This window comes from Pseudomonas sp. LBUM1655 (genome assembly GCF_059716085.1).
On sequence record NZ_CP166801.1, the window covers coordinates 3,096,921 to 3,115,953 of the forward strand.

Annotated in this window: 15 protein-coding genes and 1 pseudogene; 2 read left to right on the forward strand and 14 right to left on the reverse strand. The window is 60.2% G+C overall.

Translation table 11 applies throughout. The features are described from left to right. Window positions 1-10: 10 nt before the first annotated feature. The 9 genes from ACA074_RS13855 to arnB are packed head-to-tail and all read right to left on the reverse strand — an operon-like array spanning window position 11 to window position 10,412. Window positions 11-1,609 (reverse strand): ArnT family glycosyltransferase, encoded by a 1,599-nt coding sequence (locus tag ACA074_RS13855; protein ID WP_497679283.1) that lies wholly within the window; start codon window positions 1,607-1,609, stop codon window positions 11-13. Further along, entirely contained in the window at window positions 1,606-2,985 is a 1,380-nt protein-coding gene (locus tag ACA074_RS13860) for a UDP-glucose dehydrogenase family protein (RefSeq protein WP_497613912.1), read from the reverse strand. Before ACA074_RS13860 ends, ACA074_RS13855 begins: the two co-directional genes overlap by 4 nt. Next, window positions 2,982-3,386: a 4-amino-4-deoxy-L-arabinose-phosphoundecaprenol flippase subunit ArnF gene (gene arnF, locus ACA074_RS13865; RefSeq protein ID WP_497679284.1), complete on the reverse strand. Its 405-nt coding sequence runs from the start codon at window positions 3,384-3,386 to the stop codon at window positions 2,982-2,984. The genes ACA074_RS13860 and arnF overlap by 4 nt, the downstream gene beginning before the upstream one ends. After that, complete coding sequence (gene arnE, locus ACA074_RS13870) at window positions 3,383-3,727, reverse strand: 4-amino-4-deoxy-L-arabinose-phosphoundecaprenol flippase subunit ArnE (RefSeq protein WP_497613914.1); 345 nt, start codon at window positions 3,725-3,727, stop codon at window positions 3,383-3,385. The genes arnF and arnE overlap by 4 nt, the downstream gene beginning before the upstream one ends. Continuing rightward, on the reverse strand, window positions 3,724-5,376 hold the full coding sequence (arnT, locus tag ACA074_RS13875; RefSeq protein ID WP_497679285.1) for a lipid IV(A) 4-amino-4-deoxy-L-arabinosyltransferase: 1,653 nt from the start codon (window positions 5,374-5,376) through the stop codon (window positions 3,724-3,726). The genes arnE and arnT overlap by 4 nt, the downstream gene beginning before the upstream one ends. After that, entirely contained in the window at window positions 5,373-6,257 is an 885-nt protein-coding gene (gene arnD / locus ACA074_RS13880; RefSeq protein WP_497679286.1) for a 4-deoxy-4-formamido-L-arabinose-phosphoundecaprenol deformylase, read from the reverse strand. The genes arnT and arnD overlap by 4 nt, the downstream gene beginning before the upstream one ends. Continuing rightward, the gene (arnA, locus tag ACA074_RS13885; protein ID WP_497679287.1) at window positions 6,257-8,248 is read right to left on the reverse strand and encodes a bifunctional UDP-4-amino-4-deoxy-L-arabinose formyltransferase/UDP-glucuronic acid oxidase ArnA; all 1,992 of its coding nucleotides are present in this window, start codon (window positions 8,246-8,248) and stop codon (window positions 6,257-6,259) included. The genes arnD and arnA overlap by 1 nt, the downstream gene beginning before the upstream one ends. Further along, window positions 8,245-9,267, reverse strand: coding sequence for an undecaprenyl-phosphate 4-deoxy-4-formamido-L-arabinose transferase (gene arnC / locus ACA074_RS13890; protein WP_497679288.1), 1,023 nt, complete (start codon window positions 9,265-9,267; stop codon window positions 8,245-8,247). The genes arnA and arnC overlap by 4 nt, the downstream gene beginning before the upstream one ends. Next, window positions 9,264-10,412 carry a UDP-4-amino-4-deoxy-L-arabinose aminotransferase gene (gene arnB / locus ACA074_RS13895; protein ID WP_497679289.1) on the reverse strand — a complete coding sequence of 383 codons (1,149 nt, stop codon included), beginning with the start codon at window positions 10,410-10,412 and terminating at the stop codon, window positions 9,264-9,266. The genes arnC and arnB overlap by 4 nt, the downstream gene beginning before the upstream one ends. A 447-nt stretch (window positions 10,413-10,859) precedes the next feature. Here arnB and ACA074_RS13900 point away from each other — a divergent pair, with 447 nt between their 5' ends. Continuing rightward, entirely contained in the window at window positions 10,860-11,705 is an 846-nt protein-coding gene (locus ACA074_RS13900) for a site-specific integrase (RefSeq protein ID WP_262410378.1), read from the forward strand. Window positions 11,706-11,711: 6 nt separating this feature from the next. Here ACA074_RS13900 and ACA074_RS13905 read toward each other — a convergent pair whose 3' ends face one another. The 5 genes and pseudogenes from ACA074_RS13905 to ACA074_RS13925 all read right to left on the reverse strand — a co-directional run bounded on the left by ACA074_RS13905 (window position 11,712) and on the right by ACA074_RS13925 (window position 17,948). Then, window positions 11,712-12,266 carry a PqiC family protein gene (locus ACA074_RS13905; RefSeq protein WP_497679290.1) on the reverse strand — a complete coding sequence of 185 codons (555 nt, stop codon included), beginning with the start codon at window positions 12,264-12,266 and terminating at the stop codon, window positions 11,712-11,714. Between the two features lie 16 nt (window positions 12,267-12,282). Beyond that, complete coding sequence (locus ACA074_RS13910) at window positions 12,283-13,938, reverse strand: PqiB family protein (protein ID WP_187680582.1); 1,656 nt, start codon at window positions 13,936-13,938, stop codon at window positions 12,283-12,285. A gap of 104 nt (window positions 13,939-14,042) precedes the next feature. Then, window positions 14,043-15,383 (reverse strand): annotated as a pseudogene (locus tag ACA074_RS13915) (NAD(P)/FAD-dependent oxidoreductase); the annotation flags it as partial. Beyond that, entirely contained in the window at window positions 15,341-16,429 is a 1,089-nt protein-coding gene (locus tag ACA074_RS13920) for a polyamine ABC transporter substrate-binding protein (RefSeq protein WP_187680580.1), read from the reverse strand. The pseudogene ACA074_RS13915 and the gene ACA074_RS13920, both read right to left, overlap by 43 nt. A 160-nt stretch (window positions 16,430-16,589) precedes the next feature. Further along, window positions 16,590-17,948, reverse strand: coding sequence for a glutamine synthetase family protein (locus ACA074_RS13925; protein ID WP_497679291.1), 1,359 nt, complete (start codon window positions 17,946-17,948; stop codon window positions 16,590-16,592). 161 nt (window positions 17,949-18,109) lie between these two features. On the opposite strand from ACA074_RS13925, the gene ACA074_RS13930 reads away from it, so the two are divergent. Further along, entirely contained in the window at window positions 18,110-19,018 is a 909-nt protein-coding gene (locus ACA074_RS13930; RefSeq protein WP_497679292.1) for a helix-turn-helix domain-containing protein, read from the forward strand. The last annotated feature ends 15 nt before the right edge of the window (window positions 19,019-19,033 follow it).

Here is a 19,033-nt window from a genome sequence, read left to right on the forward strand (position 1 = left end):
CTGACAGCGCCTACAAGGGTTTCAGATACAGCAGGATGTAGTCGTTTTTGTCGAAAGGGCCGCTGAGTACCGGTTGCAGGTTTTCCAGCGGAGTACCTTTGAGGGCCAGGAAATCACTGCGTTCCATCATCAGCCACGCCGGCCCCTTGAGTGCTTCCAGCTGCTGCGCGGTTTCGCTGAACTGCGGTTGCAGATCCTGTTCGAGATTGACCATGAACTTGATCGCCTTCGCGTCCTTGCCCATGCCGTGCAGCACCAGTGGGGCGGGGTTTTGCTGCACCTGGGCAAACGCAGCACGGCTGAAGGTGCGAGTGTCATACAGACGCTGCTCAACGGGTTCAAATACCGCGACATATACCGTCCACAACGCCAACACCGAACACAGCGCCAGCACTTCAGCGCGCCATCGCGGGATCAATATCCGCGACAGCGCCGCCAACTGCAGCACCCCTAACGCAATCAGCACCACGCCGACTTCGGTCAGTTGCTCGGGAAACCGTCGTTGGGCGAACAACAGACCGGCTATCAATAATCCCGGGGTCAGCAGCCACACACCCAGCAGCAAACCGCGCAAGCACCTGAACACTTGTCCGTGTATCACCTGAAACGGATACGCCGCGATGATCGCCGCCATGGGCAGCATCGGCAGCAGGTACCGAGCCTTCTTCGCCTGCGGAATCGACAGGCCGACCATCACGATCAGTCCTGCCGCCGCGCAATACTGCACCAGGCGCAAGGCCGGCCCGCGCTGGTGCGGCTTGCTCAACCATGCGGCCGCGAGTGCCAGCAATGCCATGGGATACGCCAGCGCATAGTTACCCAGTGAACTGGTGAAGTAATACAACGAGCCACTGACACCCTCGCTGCCGTCCATGCGTCCCATGAACTGCATGCGGATCACGTCCTGCATGAACGCTGGCCCGCCACTGAGCCGGGCGAACCACAGCAGCAGCCCGACACACGCCACCAGCAGCAGCGACGCCAGGATGCCGAACACTAGCAACCGCGACCACTGCCGATTGAGCAGGTAATAGCTGCACAACATGCCGGTCGGTACCACCAGCCCGATCGGCCCGCGAATGCCGAAGCCGAGTAACAACAAGACGAAGATCAGCGGCCAGCGCCGTCCACCACCAAAGTGATCATGGGCATAACCCAGATAGAACACTGCAAACGCCACAGCGGCGAGCATCAAGTCCTGCGACACCGCGCGCACTTCGGTGACGAAGGTGCCGGTGAGCATCAACAGCGCAATGCTGATCAACGCCCAGCGCCGCGAATACGGCGTCAGCAGCCGGTACATCAACGTCACGATCAACGCACCGGCAACGGCGCTCGGTGCCCACGCGGTCAAAGCGTTGACCGCGCCGAATGGCAACGACAGCAGCCAGACAAACAGTGTCGATAAGGCCGAATAGTCGGCATAGGGTTGACCATACGTGGTCGGAAACACCGTCGGCCCGTGCCGCAGCATCTCCTGAGCGAACAGTACAAAGCGTGAATCGAACCCGATCGGGGCCTGCCAGTAGACCCCGGCGACGAACAACAAGAACGCCAGCAGCCCCGCGATCAGGGACTGCCGGCGGATGGCAGGCGACAACGTGATCATGCGACGTCTGACCTGTGAGGCCATTGTTGCAACGGTATCGGCAATTTGCGCGACTCGCCGCGACCCATCGGGAAATACTGGAAGCCGTTGCGCGCCAAACGCTCGGCGTCATACAGGTTGCGACCGTCGAAGATCACCGGGGTGTTGAGGCGTTGCTTGATCAGGTCGAAATCCGGCGCCTTGAATTGCTGCCATTCGGTGCAAATGATCAGCGCGTCGGCGCCGGGCAGTACCGATTCCGGGGTACCCATCAGCATCAGTTTCGACTCGTCCGGGTAGAGGTTCTGGGTTTCCTGCATGGCTTCGGGATCGAATGCGCGCACGCTGGCACCGGCGGCCCATAATTCCTCCAGCAGGACCCGGCTCGGCGCATCGCGCATGTCGTCGGTGTTGGGCTTGAACGCCAGGCCCCACAGGGCAAAGGTCTTGCCGCGCAGGTCACCCTTGTAGAACGCGTTGATGCGTTCGAAGAGCTTGTGTTTCTGCCGTTGGTTGATCGCTTCGACCGCTTGCAGCAAGTCGCTGGAGCAATGCGCTTCTTCGGCACTGTGGATCAAGGCGCGCATGTCTTTGGGGAAGCACGAACCGCCATAACCGCAGCCCGGGTAGATGAAGTGGTAGCCGATGCGCGAGTCGGCACCGATGCCTTGACGCACCGACTCAATGTCAGCGCCCAGATGTTCGGCCAGTTCAGCGATCTGATTGATGAAGCTGATCTTGGTCGCCAGCATGCAGTTGGCGGCGTATTTGGTCAGCTCGGCACTGCGCAGGTCCATGAACATGATGCGGTCATGGTTGCGGTTGAACGGCGAGTAGAGGTCGCGCATCACGTCACGTACGTCATCACCCTCGCAGCCTATAACGATGCGATCGGGACGGCGGCAGTCAGCGACGGCCGAACCTTCCTTGAGAAACTCCGGGTTGGAGACGATATCGAACTGCAGCAGCCGGCCGACCTTGATCAAAGCCTTTTCGATGTGCGTGCGCAAGGTGTCTCCGGTGCCCACTGGCACGGTGGATTTCTCCACCAGAATCAACGGCTGCTCACGGTGGCGGGCGATGGCGTCACCGACCGAGAGCACATAACGCAGATCGGCCGAGCCGTCTTCACGGGATGGCGTGCCAACCGCGATGAACGCTACTCGACCATGCTGCACGGCGAGTTGTTCATCGGTGGTGAATTGCAGGCGTTTCGAATCCAGCCCCTCGCGCACCAGACTGGCCAGCCCCGGTTCGAAGATGCTGACATGGCCCTGGCGCAGCAGATCGACCTTCTTCTGGTCGACGTCCATGCACACCACGTCATGCCCGACCTCGGCCAACACAGCAGCCTGCACCAGACCGACATAACCGCTACCAAAGACTGTGATTTTCATGGAGCACTCCTGAATTCGGGCGCACGAGCCGGACGCGTGTTAATGGTGATGACCCCGAGCATGACCAGCGCCACGCCCAGTGATTTGGTGAAACTGAAGGATTCGTTGAACAGCGGCAGGCTGGCCGCCAACAGGTACACCAGCGCATAGCTGATGCTCAGCAGCGAATAGGCACGGCCCAGCGGCAGATCGCGCAGGGCGCCGAGCCAGCAGAGCATCGACAGGGCATAGGCGAAAATCGCGGTGATGACGACGGCCAGTGCGCGCCAGTCGAAGCTGTTCAGCGTCAACCATTGTTCGGGTGTTGGCAGGCGCGTCATGCTCCAGCGCATGCCCAGTTGCGCGGCGCTGACCAACAGCACGCTGCCCATGGCGAAAGTGATTCCCCGGCGCTGGTTCATGACTGTTGCCCCAGCAAAATCACACCGCCAATCACCAGCGCCACGCCCAGCCAGTGCTGGCGGTCGATGGGTTCACGGAAGACGAAGCGGGCGATCAAGGTGATCAGCACAAAGTTGAGGCTGAGCATCGGATAGGCGATGCCGACTTCCAGACGCTGCAACACCAGCAGCCAGACCAACAGGCCCGAGCCGAGGGCGAGCAGCGCCAGCCATAGCCACGGCGTACGCAATTTTTCGGGCCAGGACGACTCGACGCCGCGCCAACTCTCCACGGCGTATTTCTGCGCTATCTGGCCCAGGCAGGTCAGCACGCACGCGGCCAACAGCAGCAACAGGCTCATGACGCCTCCCGAGGGAGAATCATGATCACCAGATTGCCCTGTTCGTATCGGATGCCGTCCTTTGGCAGTCTGTCGATTTCGTCCAGTTCGTCTTGCCCCTTGACGCGCATCACCACGCCGACCGAACCGCTGCGGCGGGCTTCGCGCATCCACTGTTGCACTTGATCGGGATCGACCCGCTGTTGAATGCCGTCAGGATAGGCAAGGCCATATTTCAATTCGCCTATCGTGTTGTACAGCGCGACCTGTGGGCGTTTCAGGCGCCAGGACAGGGCCGAGGCCGCGCCCAGATCGTTACTCAGCAAGTGCGTGGTCTGCGCCAGTTCCGTGACGTGATGGCGAATGAACTGGTCGGGCATCTTGTTGGCGACCACCGATTTGGGTAGTGCTGCCGGGAGTACGCCGACCAGTAGAAGGCTGCCCAGCGCTGGCGCCGCCCAGCATTGCAACGGCAGGAAGGCTTGCATCAGGTTGGCGATGATCCAGCCGATCAGGCCGATGAACAGCAGCACCAGGCTGTGCAGTTCGTGGTCGTACAGCGGCTTTTTCAGTTGCAGATAAACCAGTGCAATCAGCGTCACGAGGCCCAGCAACAGATTGAGCAGGCCATTGATGCTCAGCGCCCGGCCTCGCTCCAGACGCAAGCGGTCAGCCAGGGCATTACCCAGCAACAACGCCAGCGGCAGCAGGCACGGCAGGATGTAAGTCGGCAGCTTGCCGTTACTCAGGCTGAAAAACAGCAGCGGCATCAGCAGCCACAGCAGCAGGAAAACCACTGGCGGCTGAGTACGGGTCTGCCATGCTTGCTTGAACGCAGGCGGCAACAGGCCGACCCACGGCAAACTGAACGCCACCAGCAGCGGCAGATAAAACCACCACGGCGCATCGTGCTGGGCATCGTCACCGGCAAACCGACGGATGTGTTCGTGCCAGAAGAAGAACCGCCAGTAATCCGGTTCCTGGGCATGCACGGCTAACACCCACGGCAGGCTGACGATGATCGCGATGGCAATCGCCACCGGGCCGTACAGCAGCAGTTCACGCCAGCGTTTCTGCCAGAGCATCCACGGCAACGCGATCAGCACCGGCAGCAGCCAGGCGAGAAACCCTTTGGTCATGAACCCCATGCCGCAGGCCAGACCCAGCACCGCCCAGGCGGCCATGCGCTTGCCGCTGGTGCGGCTGTCGACGGCAAACCACAGCGCCACCAGACTGAGGTTGACCCAAAAGGTGAATTGCGGGTCGAGATTGGCGTAACCGGCCTGACCGGCAACAATCGTGAAGCTCATGTAGAGCAGGGCGCAGACGAAGCTTTTGCGCGGCTCGTTCCACAAGCGCCGGGCGATCAGGAAGCACAGCAACACACTCAAACCGCTGCTCAACGCTGACGCAAAACGTACGCCGAACAGGTTCTGCCCGAACAACTCCTGGCCGAGGGCGATCATCCAGTAACCGGCAATCGGCTTCTCGAAGTAGCGCAGGCTCATGAAATGCGGTGACACCCAGTTGCCGCTCAGCAGCATGTCCTGGCTGATCTGCGCGTAGCGGGTCTCGTCGGGAATCCACAAGCCATGCGTGCCCAGCGGCAGCAAATAAGCCAGCAAGCAGATGCCCAGCAATAGCAGCGGCAATGTCCAGCGTTTAATCATGCGCCTTGCACTCCCAGCCAGCCTTCACGGCCGTTGAGGGCGCCGCGTTGTACGCGACCCACGGGCAAGGTGTTGAAGAACTCGGGTAGCAAGTCACCCAACGGTTGGAACTGGATGTTGCGCAGGCGAGCCTCAGCCAGCAGTTGACGAAAACCCTCAGCCATCAGAATCCCTTCCACTTCGGCGTGAATGGTGTAGACGTTGAGCTGTCGCGGGAGGAAGTGGTCGAGAATGAATGGGTTGAAGTCCCGCGCCGCGACGATGGGGCCGACAACTTCGTCGAAGGTCGGCAGGTCCACCGGAATCTGCGGGGTGCCCGGCGTGCCGTCCGCCAGCAACGGCCGAAACAGGCGTGTCCCACGGCAATCGCTGTTGTAGCGAAAGCCAAAGGCCTGCTTGGCTTCAATCACACGCTCGTCCGCCCGCCAACCGGCGGCGGCCGAACACTCGACTTTTGCGCCGAGGATGTCGCTCAAGGTGTCGACGCCCTGACGAATCTGCTCGATCAGTTGCTTGTCGCTCCAGCGGCCGGCATTGACCTGCCAGCCATGGTGATCCCAGGCATGCAGGCCGACTTCATGACCGGCGTCCCGGGCCTGACGCATCAGGTGCCCGAGTTCGCGGCCAATCGGCTTACCGGGCCACGCGGTGCCGGCCAGCAGAATGTCCCAGCCATACAGGCCAGCCGCATTGGAGCGGAGCATCTTCCAGAGGAACTGCGGGCGAATCAGGCGCCACAGATGCCGACCCATGTTGTCGGGGCCGACACTGAAGAAGAACGTCGCCTTGACCTGCGCTTCATCGAGCATTTCCAGCAGGCGCGGCACACCTTCACGGGTGCCGCGAAAGGTGTCGACGTCGATGCGTAGACCGGCCTGCATTACTTCTTGTCCGCGATTTCGAGCATGGCTTCACGCAGGAAGAAATCCAGCGTATTGCCGATGGTCTCGCGCATTTCCACAGTCGGCGTCCAGTCCAGCAGGCGCTTGGCGTTGGCGATGCTGGGTTTGCGGTGCTCGACGTCCTGGTAACCGGCACCGTAGAACGCCTTGCTTTCGACGTCGCGGAAACCGGCGAATGGCGGGAAGTTGTCGCGCAGCGGGTGCGCCTCGAACTGGCGCAGCAGCTCTTCGCCCAACTGCCGGATGCTTGCTTCGTTGTCCGGGTTGCCGATGTTGATGATCTGACCGTTGCAGACGTCGTTGTCGTTATCGATGATCCGCGCCAGTGCTTCGACGCCGTCGGCGATATCAGTGAAGCAGCGTTTCTGCTCGCCACCGTCGAACAGACGGATCGGTGTGCCTTCCACCAGATTGAGGATCAGTTGCGTAATGGCGCGAGAGCTGCCGATGCGTGCCGAATCCAGACGATCGAGACGCGGGCCCATCCAGTTGAAGGGGCGGAACAGGGTGAAATTCAGGCCCTTGGCGCCGTAGGCCCAGATCACCCGGTCGAGCAACTGCTTGGACACCGAATAGATCCAGCGTTGCTTGTTGATCGGGCCAACGATCAGGTTGGACGTGTCTTCGTCGAAGTTCTTGTCCTGGCACATGCCATAGACTTCCGAGGTCGACGGGAAGATCACGCGCTTGTTGTACTTGACGCAGTAGCGCACCAGTTTCAGGTTTTCTTCGAAGTCGAGTTCGAACACCCGCAGCGGATTGCGGGTGTATTCGATCGGCGTGGCGATGGCCACCAGCGGCAGCACCACGTCGCACTTCTTGATGTGGTACTCGATCCACTCGGAGTGAATGCTGATATCGCCCTCAACGTAGTGGAAGTGCGGGTGACTGCGCAGACGGTCGATGGCGTCGGAGCCGATGTCCAGGCCATAGACTTCGTAGCGGTCATCGCGCAGCAGACGCTCGGACAGGTGATTGCCGATAAAGCCGTTGACGCCAAGGATCAGCACGCGAGTGCGGCGGGGCGCACGGCCGGATTCGGCACCGCGCAGTAACGAGCCGTCGACCAGCCCCAGTTCGCTGGCCAATTGCGGGCCACTGAGAAACAGACCGTTGTCGTTACGCTGACCCGAGAGGATCACCAGCGAATCTTCGCCGCAGGCAATGCGCAGCGGATCGACGCTGATCACCCGGCCCGGCGCCTGACCGTCGTTACCTTTGACGACTTCGGCACTCCAGACGATCAGCTTGTGTTCGCCGACGGCGCAGAACGCACCCGGATACGGTTGGGTGACGGCGCGAATCAGATTGAACAGTTGCTCGGCCGGTTTCGCCCAGAGCAGTTTGCCGTCCGCCGCGGTGCGACGGCCGAACACTGTGGCTTGGGATTCATCCTGCGGGGTTTCGCTGATCCGGCCTTGCAGCATGGCGGGCAGTTCGTCACGCAACAGGTCGCTGGCGGCGATGCGGAGCTTGCCGTGCAGGCTCAGCGCGGTATCGCTGCGCTCGATGGCCACGCGCTGCTGAGCGACGATGGCGCCGGCATCGGCACGTTTGACCATGCGGTGCAGGGTCACGCCGGTTTCGGTTTCGCCATTGACCAGCACCCAGTTCGCCGGGGCGCGGCCACGGTAGCGCGGCAGCAACGAACCGTGCAGGTTGAATGCACCTTTGCTCGCCGTGGCCAGCAACGGCTCACTCAGCAGATTGCGGTAGTAGAAAGAGAACAGGTAGTCAGGGTCGAGTTTGGCGATGCGCTCGATCCACAACGGGTGGTTGACGTCTTCCGGGGCGTGCACGGGAATGCCTTTTTTGGCGCACAGTTGCGCAACCGAGGCGTAGAAAGCGTTTTCTTTTGGGTCATCCGCGTGAGTGAACACGGCTGCAATGTCATAGCCGCTGTCGAGCAGGGCTTGAATGCCGGCGCAGCCGATGTCGTGGTAAGCGAAGACAACAGTTTTTGCACTCATGAGAGAACCTGACCGGTAGTAGAAGAAGAGGAGAGACCATCAACGGTGACCGCAGGCGCCGGGGTAACGGCGTGGCTGCGCAAGACTTTTTCAATGAAGAAACGCGGGCGGGCGCGCACGTCGCTGTACATGCGCCCCAGGTATTCGCCGAGCAGGCCCATGCCGATGAACTGGCCGCCGGTGAACACGAACAGCACGGCGAACAGTACGAACATGCCGTCACCAGCCCATCCAGAACCGAAGATCAGCCGCATCAGGATCAGCGCGAGGGCAAACAGCAGACCGAGCCCGGCCATGGTGAAACCGACGATGCTCAGTAACCGCAGCGGCGTGGTGGTCATGCAGGTGATCAAGTCGAACATCAGGTTGATCAGGCGCATCGGGCTGTACTTCGAATCGCCGTGTTCACGCTCGGCGTGGGCGACGACGATTTCGGTGGTGTGGCGGGCGAAGCTGTTGGCCAGGATCGGGATGAATGTGCTGCGTTCGCGGCAAGCGAGCATCGCGTCGATGATCGTGCGGCGGTAAGCGCGGAGCATGCAGCCGTAGTCGCTCATGGCCACGCCAGTGGAGCGTTGCACGGCGAGGTTGATCAGCTTCGACGGGTAGCGGCGCAGGGCCGAATCCTGACGGTTACCGCGCACAGTGCCGACGACGTCATAACCCTTTTCAGCTTCGGCGATCAGTCGCGGGATTTCTTCCGGCGGGTTCTGCAGGTCGGCGTCGAGAGTGATGACCACATCACCTTTGCACTGCTCGAAACCGGCCATGATCGCCGCGTGCTGGCCGTAGTTGCGATTGAGGATCACCGCCACGAACGGGCTGTCTTCACGGGTGGCGGCTTCTTCCAGCAGATGGCCGGACTCATCGCGACTGCCGTCGTCCACCAAAACGATTTCATAGTCGTGACGCAGTAACCGGCAGGCCGCTTCGGTACGGCGCAGCAGCTCCGGCAGACTTTCCTGTTCGTTGTAGACCGGGATGACGATCGACACACAGCGGATCGGGTAAGGTTTCACGGGCGTTTATCCATAAGGGTGGCGATGGCGCCGACGACGCGGTCGAGGTCTTGATCGGTCATGTTGGGGAACAACGGAATTGAGCACAGCCGTGCCGAGTTCCATTCGGTGTTGGGCAGATACAGGTCGGGATCACGCTGGCGATACCAGGTGTGCAAATGGGTGGCGATGAAATGGATGCCGGTGCCGATGCCCTGGTCTTGCAACCCTTTCATGAAGGCGTCGCGGTCCATGCCGCAGCGTTCGCTGTCGATGCGCAGGATGAACAGATGCCAGGCGTGTTGTTGCGCGTAGTCGGGCAGGGCAAGTGGCTGTACCGGCAGGCCTTCGAGCTTTTGTAGATAGGCTGTGGCCAGCTCGGTGCGGCGGGCGTTGATCGCGTCGAGGCGTTCCAGTTGCACCAGCGCTATCGCGGCGTTGATGTCGGCCAAGTTGTATTTGAAACCCGGCTCCATGACTTGCGCCTGCGGCTTACGGCCACCGGTCAAACGGTCGTAGGCGTCAACGCCCAGTCCATGGAACTTGAGCATGCGCACACGGCTGGCCAGGGCTTCGTCGTCAGTGACGAACATCGCGCCTTCGGCACAGGTCATGTTCTTGATTGCATGGAACGAGAAGATCGCCGTGCCTTGCGAACCGACGTGGCGCCCCTTGTAACGTGTGCCAGCGGCGTGGGCGGCGTCTTCGATTACCGCGATGCCGTGCTTGTCGGCGAGGGCATACAGCGGATCGAGATCGAACGCGGCCCCGGCGTAATGCACCGGGATGATCGCTTTGGTGCGTGGGGTGATGGCCGCTTCGATATGCGCCACGTCCGTCATCAGCGTGTCGCGGTCGACGTCGACAAACATCGGTCTGGCGCCGAGCAGCGAGATCATGTTGGCGGTCGACACCCAGGTTTGCGACGGCGTTATGACTTCGTCACCCGGGCCGATGCCCAATGCCAGCAATGCGATATGCATTGCGCCCGTAGCTGAAGATAGTGCGACGGCGTGGCGGCAGCCGACATAGTGGGCGAACTGTTCTTCAAGTGCCTGGCATTTAGCGCCGGTAGTAATCCAGCCGGAACGTAATACTTGTTCGACGGCGGTTATTTCTTCGTCGCCGATACTCGGCCGGGAAAAGGGCAGAAACGCTTGACTCATAAGAACCTCGAGGCGACAGCCATCCTTCAGCCAGTTGTCTGAAAAACACGTGATTTCAATGGTTTGGAATACCGGCCGGGGAATGCCTGATTGACTTTTGTGCCCACGGACGGCAGGGTTGCAGGCCTTTCGGGGCAACCTGTTGTAATTAAGGTTATGCCCGTTTTTGTGAAAGGAACATGAAAAAACGGTCGGCTATTCGTCTATCTGTAAGTCATACAGCCGTCGTTCAGACTTCTTCCGCTTATCGGCATCTTTAGTGAAAAAGTCATAGAGAAGAGTCTCTCTTTATATAAGTTTGTTTGCACTTTTAAGTTGTTTTGTTGAACTGTTTTCTATTCAAGGCCGTTTCGTTTGATTGACTTGTCGAGTTCCCAATCCACCCCGACCAACACTAATCCGCTGACGCTTTATCTGGCCCGACTGGCGCCCTCCAGCCAATTGACCATGCGCTACGTCTTGCAGGACGCCGCCGACCGTCTCGGTTTCGAAGAAGTGAATGTCGAGGAAATCCCCTGGCACGCGCTGCAACCGGAGGACGTGGTGGCACTGGTCGCCGCGTTGCGCGCCGACGGTTATGCGCCGAATACCTCGTCGCTGTATGTCAACGCCGTGCGCGGCGTGATGAACGAAGCCTGGCGGATGAGCCTGATCAGTCAGGATCATCTGCTGAAGATGCGCTCGGTAAAAGGCATCGCCGGCACGCGGTTGTCGCAGGGGCGTAATCTCAAACGCACACTGATTCATGAATTGATGGAAGTCTGCGCCGCCGATCCACGACCGCAGGGCCTTCGCGACGCCGCGGTGATTGCGTTGCTGTATGGCACCGGCATGCGCAAATCCGAGTCGGTGGATCTAGACCTCAATCAGGTCGACTTCACGGAGCGCAGCCTTACCGTCACCGGCAAGGGCAACAAGCAACTGATCAAGTACGCACCGGCCTGGGCGTTCGCCAAGCTTGATGCGTGGCTGGAGCTGCGCCGTTCACAGCTCAAGGAAGGCGAGAGCGATGATGCGTTTCTGTTCAACCGCATCCGCCGTGGCAGTCATATCACCCGCGAGCGCATCACCAAACACGCGATCTACTACATCGCCCGTCAGCGTGGCACGCAGGTCGGGGTGAAGATCATGCCCCACGATTTCCGTCGTTCGTTCATCACTCGGGTGATCGAGGAGCATGACCTGTCGATCGCGCAGAAGCTCGCTCACCACAGCAATATCCAGACGACGGCGAATTATGACGTGCGCGACGACAACGAGCGGCGGCGTGCGGTGGATCGCTTCGACCTGTAAGCCGAATCAGGACGGGGAAGGGCAGGTGCGCGCGTTGCCTGCTGCCGCCCGACTGATCTGTTCAGCCAGACGTCTGACGTTATTTTGCTGAGCGCTCACCAGGTCATCGATGCTCGGACCCGAAGGGGTCTGCAAGGTCGAGCGGCAGGTCAGCAGGCCACTGTCCGTCGCACCTGCTGGGCGCAGGCGCCATTTGGCGTCGATCAAGCCGTATTGGCCGGGGATTGAATCGAAGCGTTGCACCTCGATGCGCACCGAGACGTTGCCTTGGCTGCCGGTATTGCTCAATTGATCGCTCAGCGCCCCGCGTAACTCATCGGCCAGCGTCGCGCCCCACCAATCGGTGTCCAGAATGGCGAGGCCGCTGTTGCCCTGGCGGATGACGATTTGCGCCCGATCGACCTGCGGCGGCACGCTGATGCCTTCAATCGGAATTTGTCCGCCAGCACGGGTATTGGCCAATTGCACCGGTGTCAGCGTATGAAAGCTGATCGGGTCGCTGCGGCAAGCGCCGAGCAGCATGAACGCAGCGAGCGCGGTGATCTTCAGCGGTACAGCCATGGTTCAGCTCCTGTGCTCAATTGCGTGGCGGGCCTTTCAGATCGATGGGGGCGGCGTTGTCGGGGCGGCCACGGATCAGCGATTCCGGATGGCGGCCCAGATAATCCGACAGCTCACGCAGGGAGCGCGACATGCGCCCGAGTTCGTCGAGGGTCTCGGTAAGTTTTTCGCGCTGCGGCGAATCTTCGGCCAGGGTCGAACTGGCGGACTGCAAGGTCTTGCTGACATCGGCGAGGGTGCTCTGCACGCCCGGCAAGGTCTTGGCGTTGAACTGGGCCAGGCCTTTGCGCAGTTCGACCAGATTGCTGTCGAGGTTGTTGGCGATGCGATCCACCGGTAATTTGTTGAGCTTGTCGACCACAGCTTCGAGTTTTTCCTGCAGCTGTTCGAGGCTGCCGGGCACGGTCGGAATCACCACCGGGCGGGCCGTTGGGTCGAACGCGACTTTTTCGGCTTTCGGGAAGAAATCCAGCGCCACGTACAGCTGGCCCGTCAGCAGGTTGCCACTGCGGGCCTGAGCGCGCAGGCCATTGTCGATAAAGGTGCCCATCAGGCGGATGCCGGCGGCTTCGTCGTTGGGGTCGTGTTTGAACGCGGTGAGCATTTTCCCGTAGGCCATACCGAGGCGCTGCGGATAAATGACGATGCCGACGTTAAGCGGAAAGCTGCGTTTTTTCGCGTCGAAATCCAGATTGATCGCCACCACCCGGCCGATCTCCATGCCGAGGAACTCAACCGGTGCGCCAACCTTGAGCCCGCGCAGGGACTGGTCGAAGCGCAAGCTCAGGTACTGCGCCTTGCCGTTCGGCGGGGCGAGGGCGGTCAGCTGGTCTTCGAACAGTTCGAATTTCTTGTCATCGGCCGCCGCCACGTCGTTGGGGCTGTAGTCCGGCGCACGGAAGGCGATGCCGCCAACCAGCATCGACGACAACGATTCGGTTTTGACCTGGAATCCGTTGGCTCCGACGCTGACGTCAATGCCGCTGGCGTTCCAGAAACGGGTGTTTTCGGTGACGAAGGCGTCGTTGGGCGCATGAATGAACACTTCGATGTTCACGCCTTTACCGTCAGGGGCCAGCTCGTAGGTGACGACTTGGCCGACCGGAATTTTGCGGTAATAAACCGGTGAGCCGATGTCCAGCGAGCCGAGATCCTGGGTGTGCAGCATGAAGCGCTTGCCCGGTTCGCCGTAGGTGATCGGTGGCGGGTTTTCCAGGCCCTTGAATTGTTTGGCGCGATTGTTGGCCTGGCCGATATCGGCACCGATGTAGTCGCCGGACAGCAGGGTATCGATGCCTGACACACCGCCAGCGCCGATGCGCGGACGGACAACCCAGAACTGCGAGTCTTCGCGGGTAAAACTTTCGGCCTGCTTGGCCAGTTTGATGGTGGCGTTGACGCTCTTCTGGTCATTGCTCAACTCGACTTCGGTCACCTGACCGATCACCACATTGCGGTACTTGACCTCGGTCTTGTTGGCCACCAGACCGCTGCCAGTCTTGAAGTTGACGACGATGGCCGGCCCTTCCTGCATCACGTTGTGCACCACCAGCGAAATGCCTACCAACACGGCAACGATCGGTACGATCCACACCAGCGATACGCTGAAACGGCGGGTTTTGATTGGGGCCTGGCCTGGTGCTCGCGGCTCGTCGGTGGCTGACGACTTCATCCGTGTCCTCCTCGAATAATTAGGCACTGAGCGTCAGGAACGCCAAAGCACTTCATCAATATAGAAGTGCTTGGCGATAGAGCAAATGCAGAGGAGCAAAGACCTCAGCCGAGCATCTCGCGCAACCGATACCAGAACATCCCCAGTGCCAGCAGCGGCGAGCGCAGTGCCGGGCCGCCGGGGAAGGTCATGTGCGGCACGCCGCTGAATACGTCCATGCCTTGGCTATGGCCGGCATGAATCGCCTCGCCGAGCAGCTTGGCGCACCAATGGGTGACGTTCAGGCCATGGCCGGAATAGCCTTGGGCGTAGAACACGTTCGGATGCTGTTTGAGCCGTCCGACCTGCGGGAAGCGATTGGCGGTGATGCCAATCTTGCCGCCCCACTGGTAGTCGATGCGCACGTCCGCCAGTTGCGGGAAGACCTTGAGCATCTTTGGGCGCATGTAGGCGGCGATATCTGCCGGATCTCGCCCGGAATAATGGCAGGCGCCGCCGAACAGCAAACGCCGGTCTGCTGAGAGCCGGTAGTAGTCGAGGCCGACTTTCTGGTCGCACAGCGCGAGGTTGTGCGGGATCAGTTGTGCGGCGCGCTCTTCGGACAAGGGCTCAGTGGCGATGATGTAACTGCCGGCCGGCAGCACTTTGCCGCTGAGCTGTTTCTCCAGTTCATCCAGATGCGCGTTGCAACCGAGCACCAGACTGCCGGCGCGTACGGTGCCGCTGGCGCAGCGGACTTGCACGGTTGCGCCATGGATGATTTCCAGTACCGGACTTTGCTCGAAGATCCGTACGCCAAGAGACGCGGCCAGACGCGCCTCGCCTTGCACCAGATCCAGTGGATGCAGGTGGCCGGAGCCCATGTCGATCAATCCGCCGGCATAGCCATCGGCGTTGACCACTTGCTGGCGGATCTGCTCGGGGCCGACCAAGCGTGTTTCGTGGGCATAACCGAGTTCGGCGAGGCCAACCTGTTCTTCCTTGAACGCGGCGAATTGCGCGGGCGTGTTGGCCAGTTCGCAGAAGCCCCAACGCAGATCGCAGTCGATGGCGTTGTCGCCGATGCGCTGGCGCACCAGCTCCACCGAATCGATCCCGGCGCGCTGCAAATAGCGCACGCCTTCCTGGCCGACATGTTTCGCGAAACCTTCGACCTCATGGCCGATGCCGCGAATCAACTGGCCGCCATTGCGCCCGCTGGCGCCCCAGCCAATTCGCCGGGCTTCGATCAATATCACCGAGAGCCCGCGTTGAGCCAGTTCAATGGCGGTATTGACCCCGGTAAACCCGCCGCCGATGACGCACACGTCAGCCGTCAGATCACCATTGAGCATGGGGTAGGGGGTGCTCGCCCGAGCCGATGCGGCGTAATAGGAGCGAGCGTGTTCCTGGGTGTACTGATTCATTTGTTCGACTTCACTTTGCTCCAGGAACGGGTCATCAAACGCATGATCGCCTGGGGCGGGGTAGAGGAGATGTAGAGCTTGGCGAGGACTTCCTGTGGCGGATAAACCTCAGGATTGTTCACCAGATCCGGATCCATGTACTGCTTGGCGGCGGGGTTCGGGTTGGCGTAACCGACCGAAGCGCTGACCTTGGCGATCACTTGTGGATCGAGCAGGTAGTTGATGAAGGCGTGGGCCTCCTTGGGATTGCTGGCGTCGGCCGGGATTGCCAACAGGTCGAACCACAAGTTGGCGCCTTCTTTCGGGATGGCGTAGGCGATATTCACGCCGTTCTTGGCTTCTTTGGCACGGTTGGCGGCCTGGAACACGTCGCCGGAATAACCAAAGGCGACGCAGATATCACCGTTGGCCAGGTCCGATACGTACTTCGATGAGTGGAAGTAGGTGATGTAGGGGCGAATGCTCAGCAGTTTCGCTTCGGCTTTCTTATAGTCTTCCGGGTTTTCGCTGCGCGGATCCATGCCCATGTAGTTGAGCACGGCCGGGAATATTTCGTCGGCGGAGTCCATCATCGACACGCCGCATTGGCTGAGTTTTTTCAGGTTTTCCGGCTCGAACAGCACGGCCCAGGAATCGATGTGATCGATGCCCAACACTTGCTTGACCTTGTCGACGTTGTAGCCGATGCCGTTGGTGCCCCACAGGTACGGCACAGCGTGCGCGTTACCCGGGTCGTTTTTCTCCAGCAGTTCAAGCAGCTTCGGGTCGAGGTTTTTCCAGTTCGGCAGTTGCGAGCGATCCAGCTTGAGGAATGCGCCGGCCTTCACCTGGCGGGCGAGAAAGTGGTTGGACGGCACCACAACGTCATAGCCGGTGCGGCCCGCCAAGAGCTTGCCTTCGAGGGTTTCGTTGGAGTCGAAAACGTCGTAGATCACCTTGATCCCGCTGCTGCTCTGGAAGTCGGCGAGGGTGGTCTCACCGATGTAGTCGGTCCAGTTGTAGACGCTGACTTGTGGCTGGGCTAGAGCAGCAGTGCTGCACAACATCGCCAGCGCAGCGGGAACCATGGATTTCAATAGACGCATATCGACACCTCTTCTATTTTTTGGAATTTTCAGGTGATTCACTATTCCCCTTGTGGGAGCGAGCCTGCTCGCGAAAGCGGTGGGCCAGGCAACATCAATGGTGACTGTGCCGACGGCTTTCGCGAGCAGGCTCGCTCCCACATGGGATTTGTGAAGTGGTTTAGACGCTCATCATCAGGAATTCACGTTCCCACGAGCTGATCACGCGCTTGAAGTTTTCATGCTCGGCGCGTTTCACCGCGACATAGCCGCGCACGAATTTTTCACCCAGGTATTGCGCAACGGTTTCGCACTCTTCCATCTGCGTCAGGGCCTCTTCGATGGTGATCGGCAGGCGCAGGTTGCGACGTTCGTAGGCGCGGCCTTGTACCGCAGCGCTCGGCTCGATGCCCTCGACCATGCCGATGTAACCGCAGAGCAGACTCGCGGCAATCGCCAGGTACGGGTTGGCATCGGCGCCCGGCAGGCGGTTTTCCACGCGCATCGACTCGGGGCCGGAGGTCGGCACACGCAAACCAACGGTGCGGTTTTCTTCGCCCCATTCGACGTTGACCGGCGCTGAGGTGTCCGGCAGGAAGCGGCGGAATGAGTTCACGTTCGGCGCGAACATCGGCAGCACTTTCGGGATGTACTTCTGCAAACCACCGATGTAGTGCAGGAACAACTCGCTCATCTGCCCGTCGGCGTTGGCGAAGATCGGCTTACCCGTGGCGATGTCCACCACACTCTGGTGGATGTGCATGGCGCTGCCCGGCTCGTCGCCAATCGGCTTGGCCATGAACGTCGCCGCGACGTTGTGCTTGAGCGCAGCCTCACGCATGGTCCGTTTGAACACGGTGATCTGGTCGGCCAGATCCAGCGCGTCGCCATGACGGAAGTTGATTTCCATCTGCGCCGGGCCGTCTTCGTGGATCAGCGTGTCGAGGTCCAGACCTTGCAGTTCGCACCAGTCGTAAACGTCTTCAAACAGCGGATCGAATTCGTTGGCGGCATCAATGGAGAACGACTGCCGACCACTTTCGGCGCGACCGGAACGGCCCAGCGGTGCCTTCAGCGGCAAGTCCGGGTCTTCGCAGCGTTGGGTCAGGTAGAACTCCATTTCTGGCGCGACAATCGGCTTCCAGCCTTTGTCGGTGTAGAGCTGCAAAACCTTCTTCAGCACGTTGCGCGGCGACAGCTCGATCGGGTTGCCGAACTTGTCGAAGGTGTCGTGGATGACGATGGCGGTTGGCTCGATCGCCCATGGAATCACGTAGACCGCGTCGGCCACTGGCTTGCAGACCATGTCGATATCGGCCGGGTCGAGCAGGTCGTAGTAGATGTCGTCGTCGACAAAATCCCCGGTTACCGTTTGCAGCAGCACACTTTCCGGCAGGCGCATGCCTCGCTCATGCAGGAACTTGTTGGTCGGTGCGATCTTGCCGCGGGCGATGCCGGTCAGGTCGCTGACCACACATTCAACTTCGGTAATCTTGTGATCTTTCAGCCACGTGAACAGCTGATCGAAAGGGGCATTCATAAAGACCTCGTTATTGGTTTTGTAGACGCCGGGGAGGGCGGGTTTCATCTTCCGCCCCTTCCCCTGTGGCGCGTTGACGACTATCTTGGGCGAGCCTTGCAGTTCCATCTATCCACTTTAAGCAGCACCAAAGCGCACCAAAAGAGTGCGCAAGGTCTCCCATGACAACGTGTAATCCGCTACAGGTTCAGGCTTTCAACACCGCTGATGTCTCCGAGCAAATCCGCGCCACGCCGGGTTGGGTCCAGCATTACCAGCAGATGTCGCCGGGGCATTTCGCCGGGCAGATCCGCTATCTGGATTTGCAGGGGGTCGAGGTTTACGAAGAGCAGATGAACACCCGGGTCGAGCAGAATTTCAGCGCGCCATCGGGTGCTCTGGCGTTCTGTTTTGATCGCAGCGACAACGCGCTGTATCTGCTCAATGAAGACAGCCGCAACATCTGGATCACCCCGGAGAACTATCAGGAAATCGCCGTGGTGTTCGGTCCGGATTTTGTCCGCCAGCACGGTCTGGATGTGGCGAAACTGGAAGGCTTGTTTATGGCGCCGCTCAATGGCGGGCAAAACGCGCTGTTCAGTCGCTGGTTAAGCTCAACTCTCACGAAGTTGACGCAAGCTGTTGATTTACCGAGTAAAGAATCGCTAACCCAGCAATTACTTGAAGATTGTTTGTTCATCCTCGATAACGCGCGTGTTGATCTTGACCGTGGCGGTTTGCAGCGGCGTACCGAAGAACGAATGATCATGAAACGAGTAGGCGAGTGGGCTGCCGACTTGCCAGAAGAAACGTTGAATTTGCTGGAGCTTTCGCACGTCGCCGGCGTGCCACTGCGGCAATTGCAACAGGCCTTCAAGGCCTATACCGGGATGACGCCAAGTCACTGGTTGCGCTTGCGCCGATTAAACAGCGCTCACCGCGAATTGCTTAAACGCAGACCGGCGGACACCACAGTCGCTGAGGTGGCCATGCACTGGTCGTTCTGGCATCTGGGGCGGTTTTCCAGCAGTTACCAGGCACTGTTCAAAGAACTGCCGAGCGAAACCCTCAAGCGCTCGCGAACGGCGTAACGACGAAAATCCCTT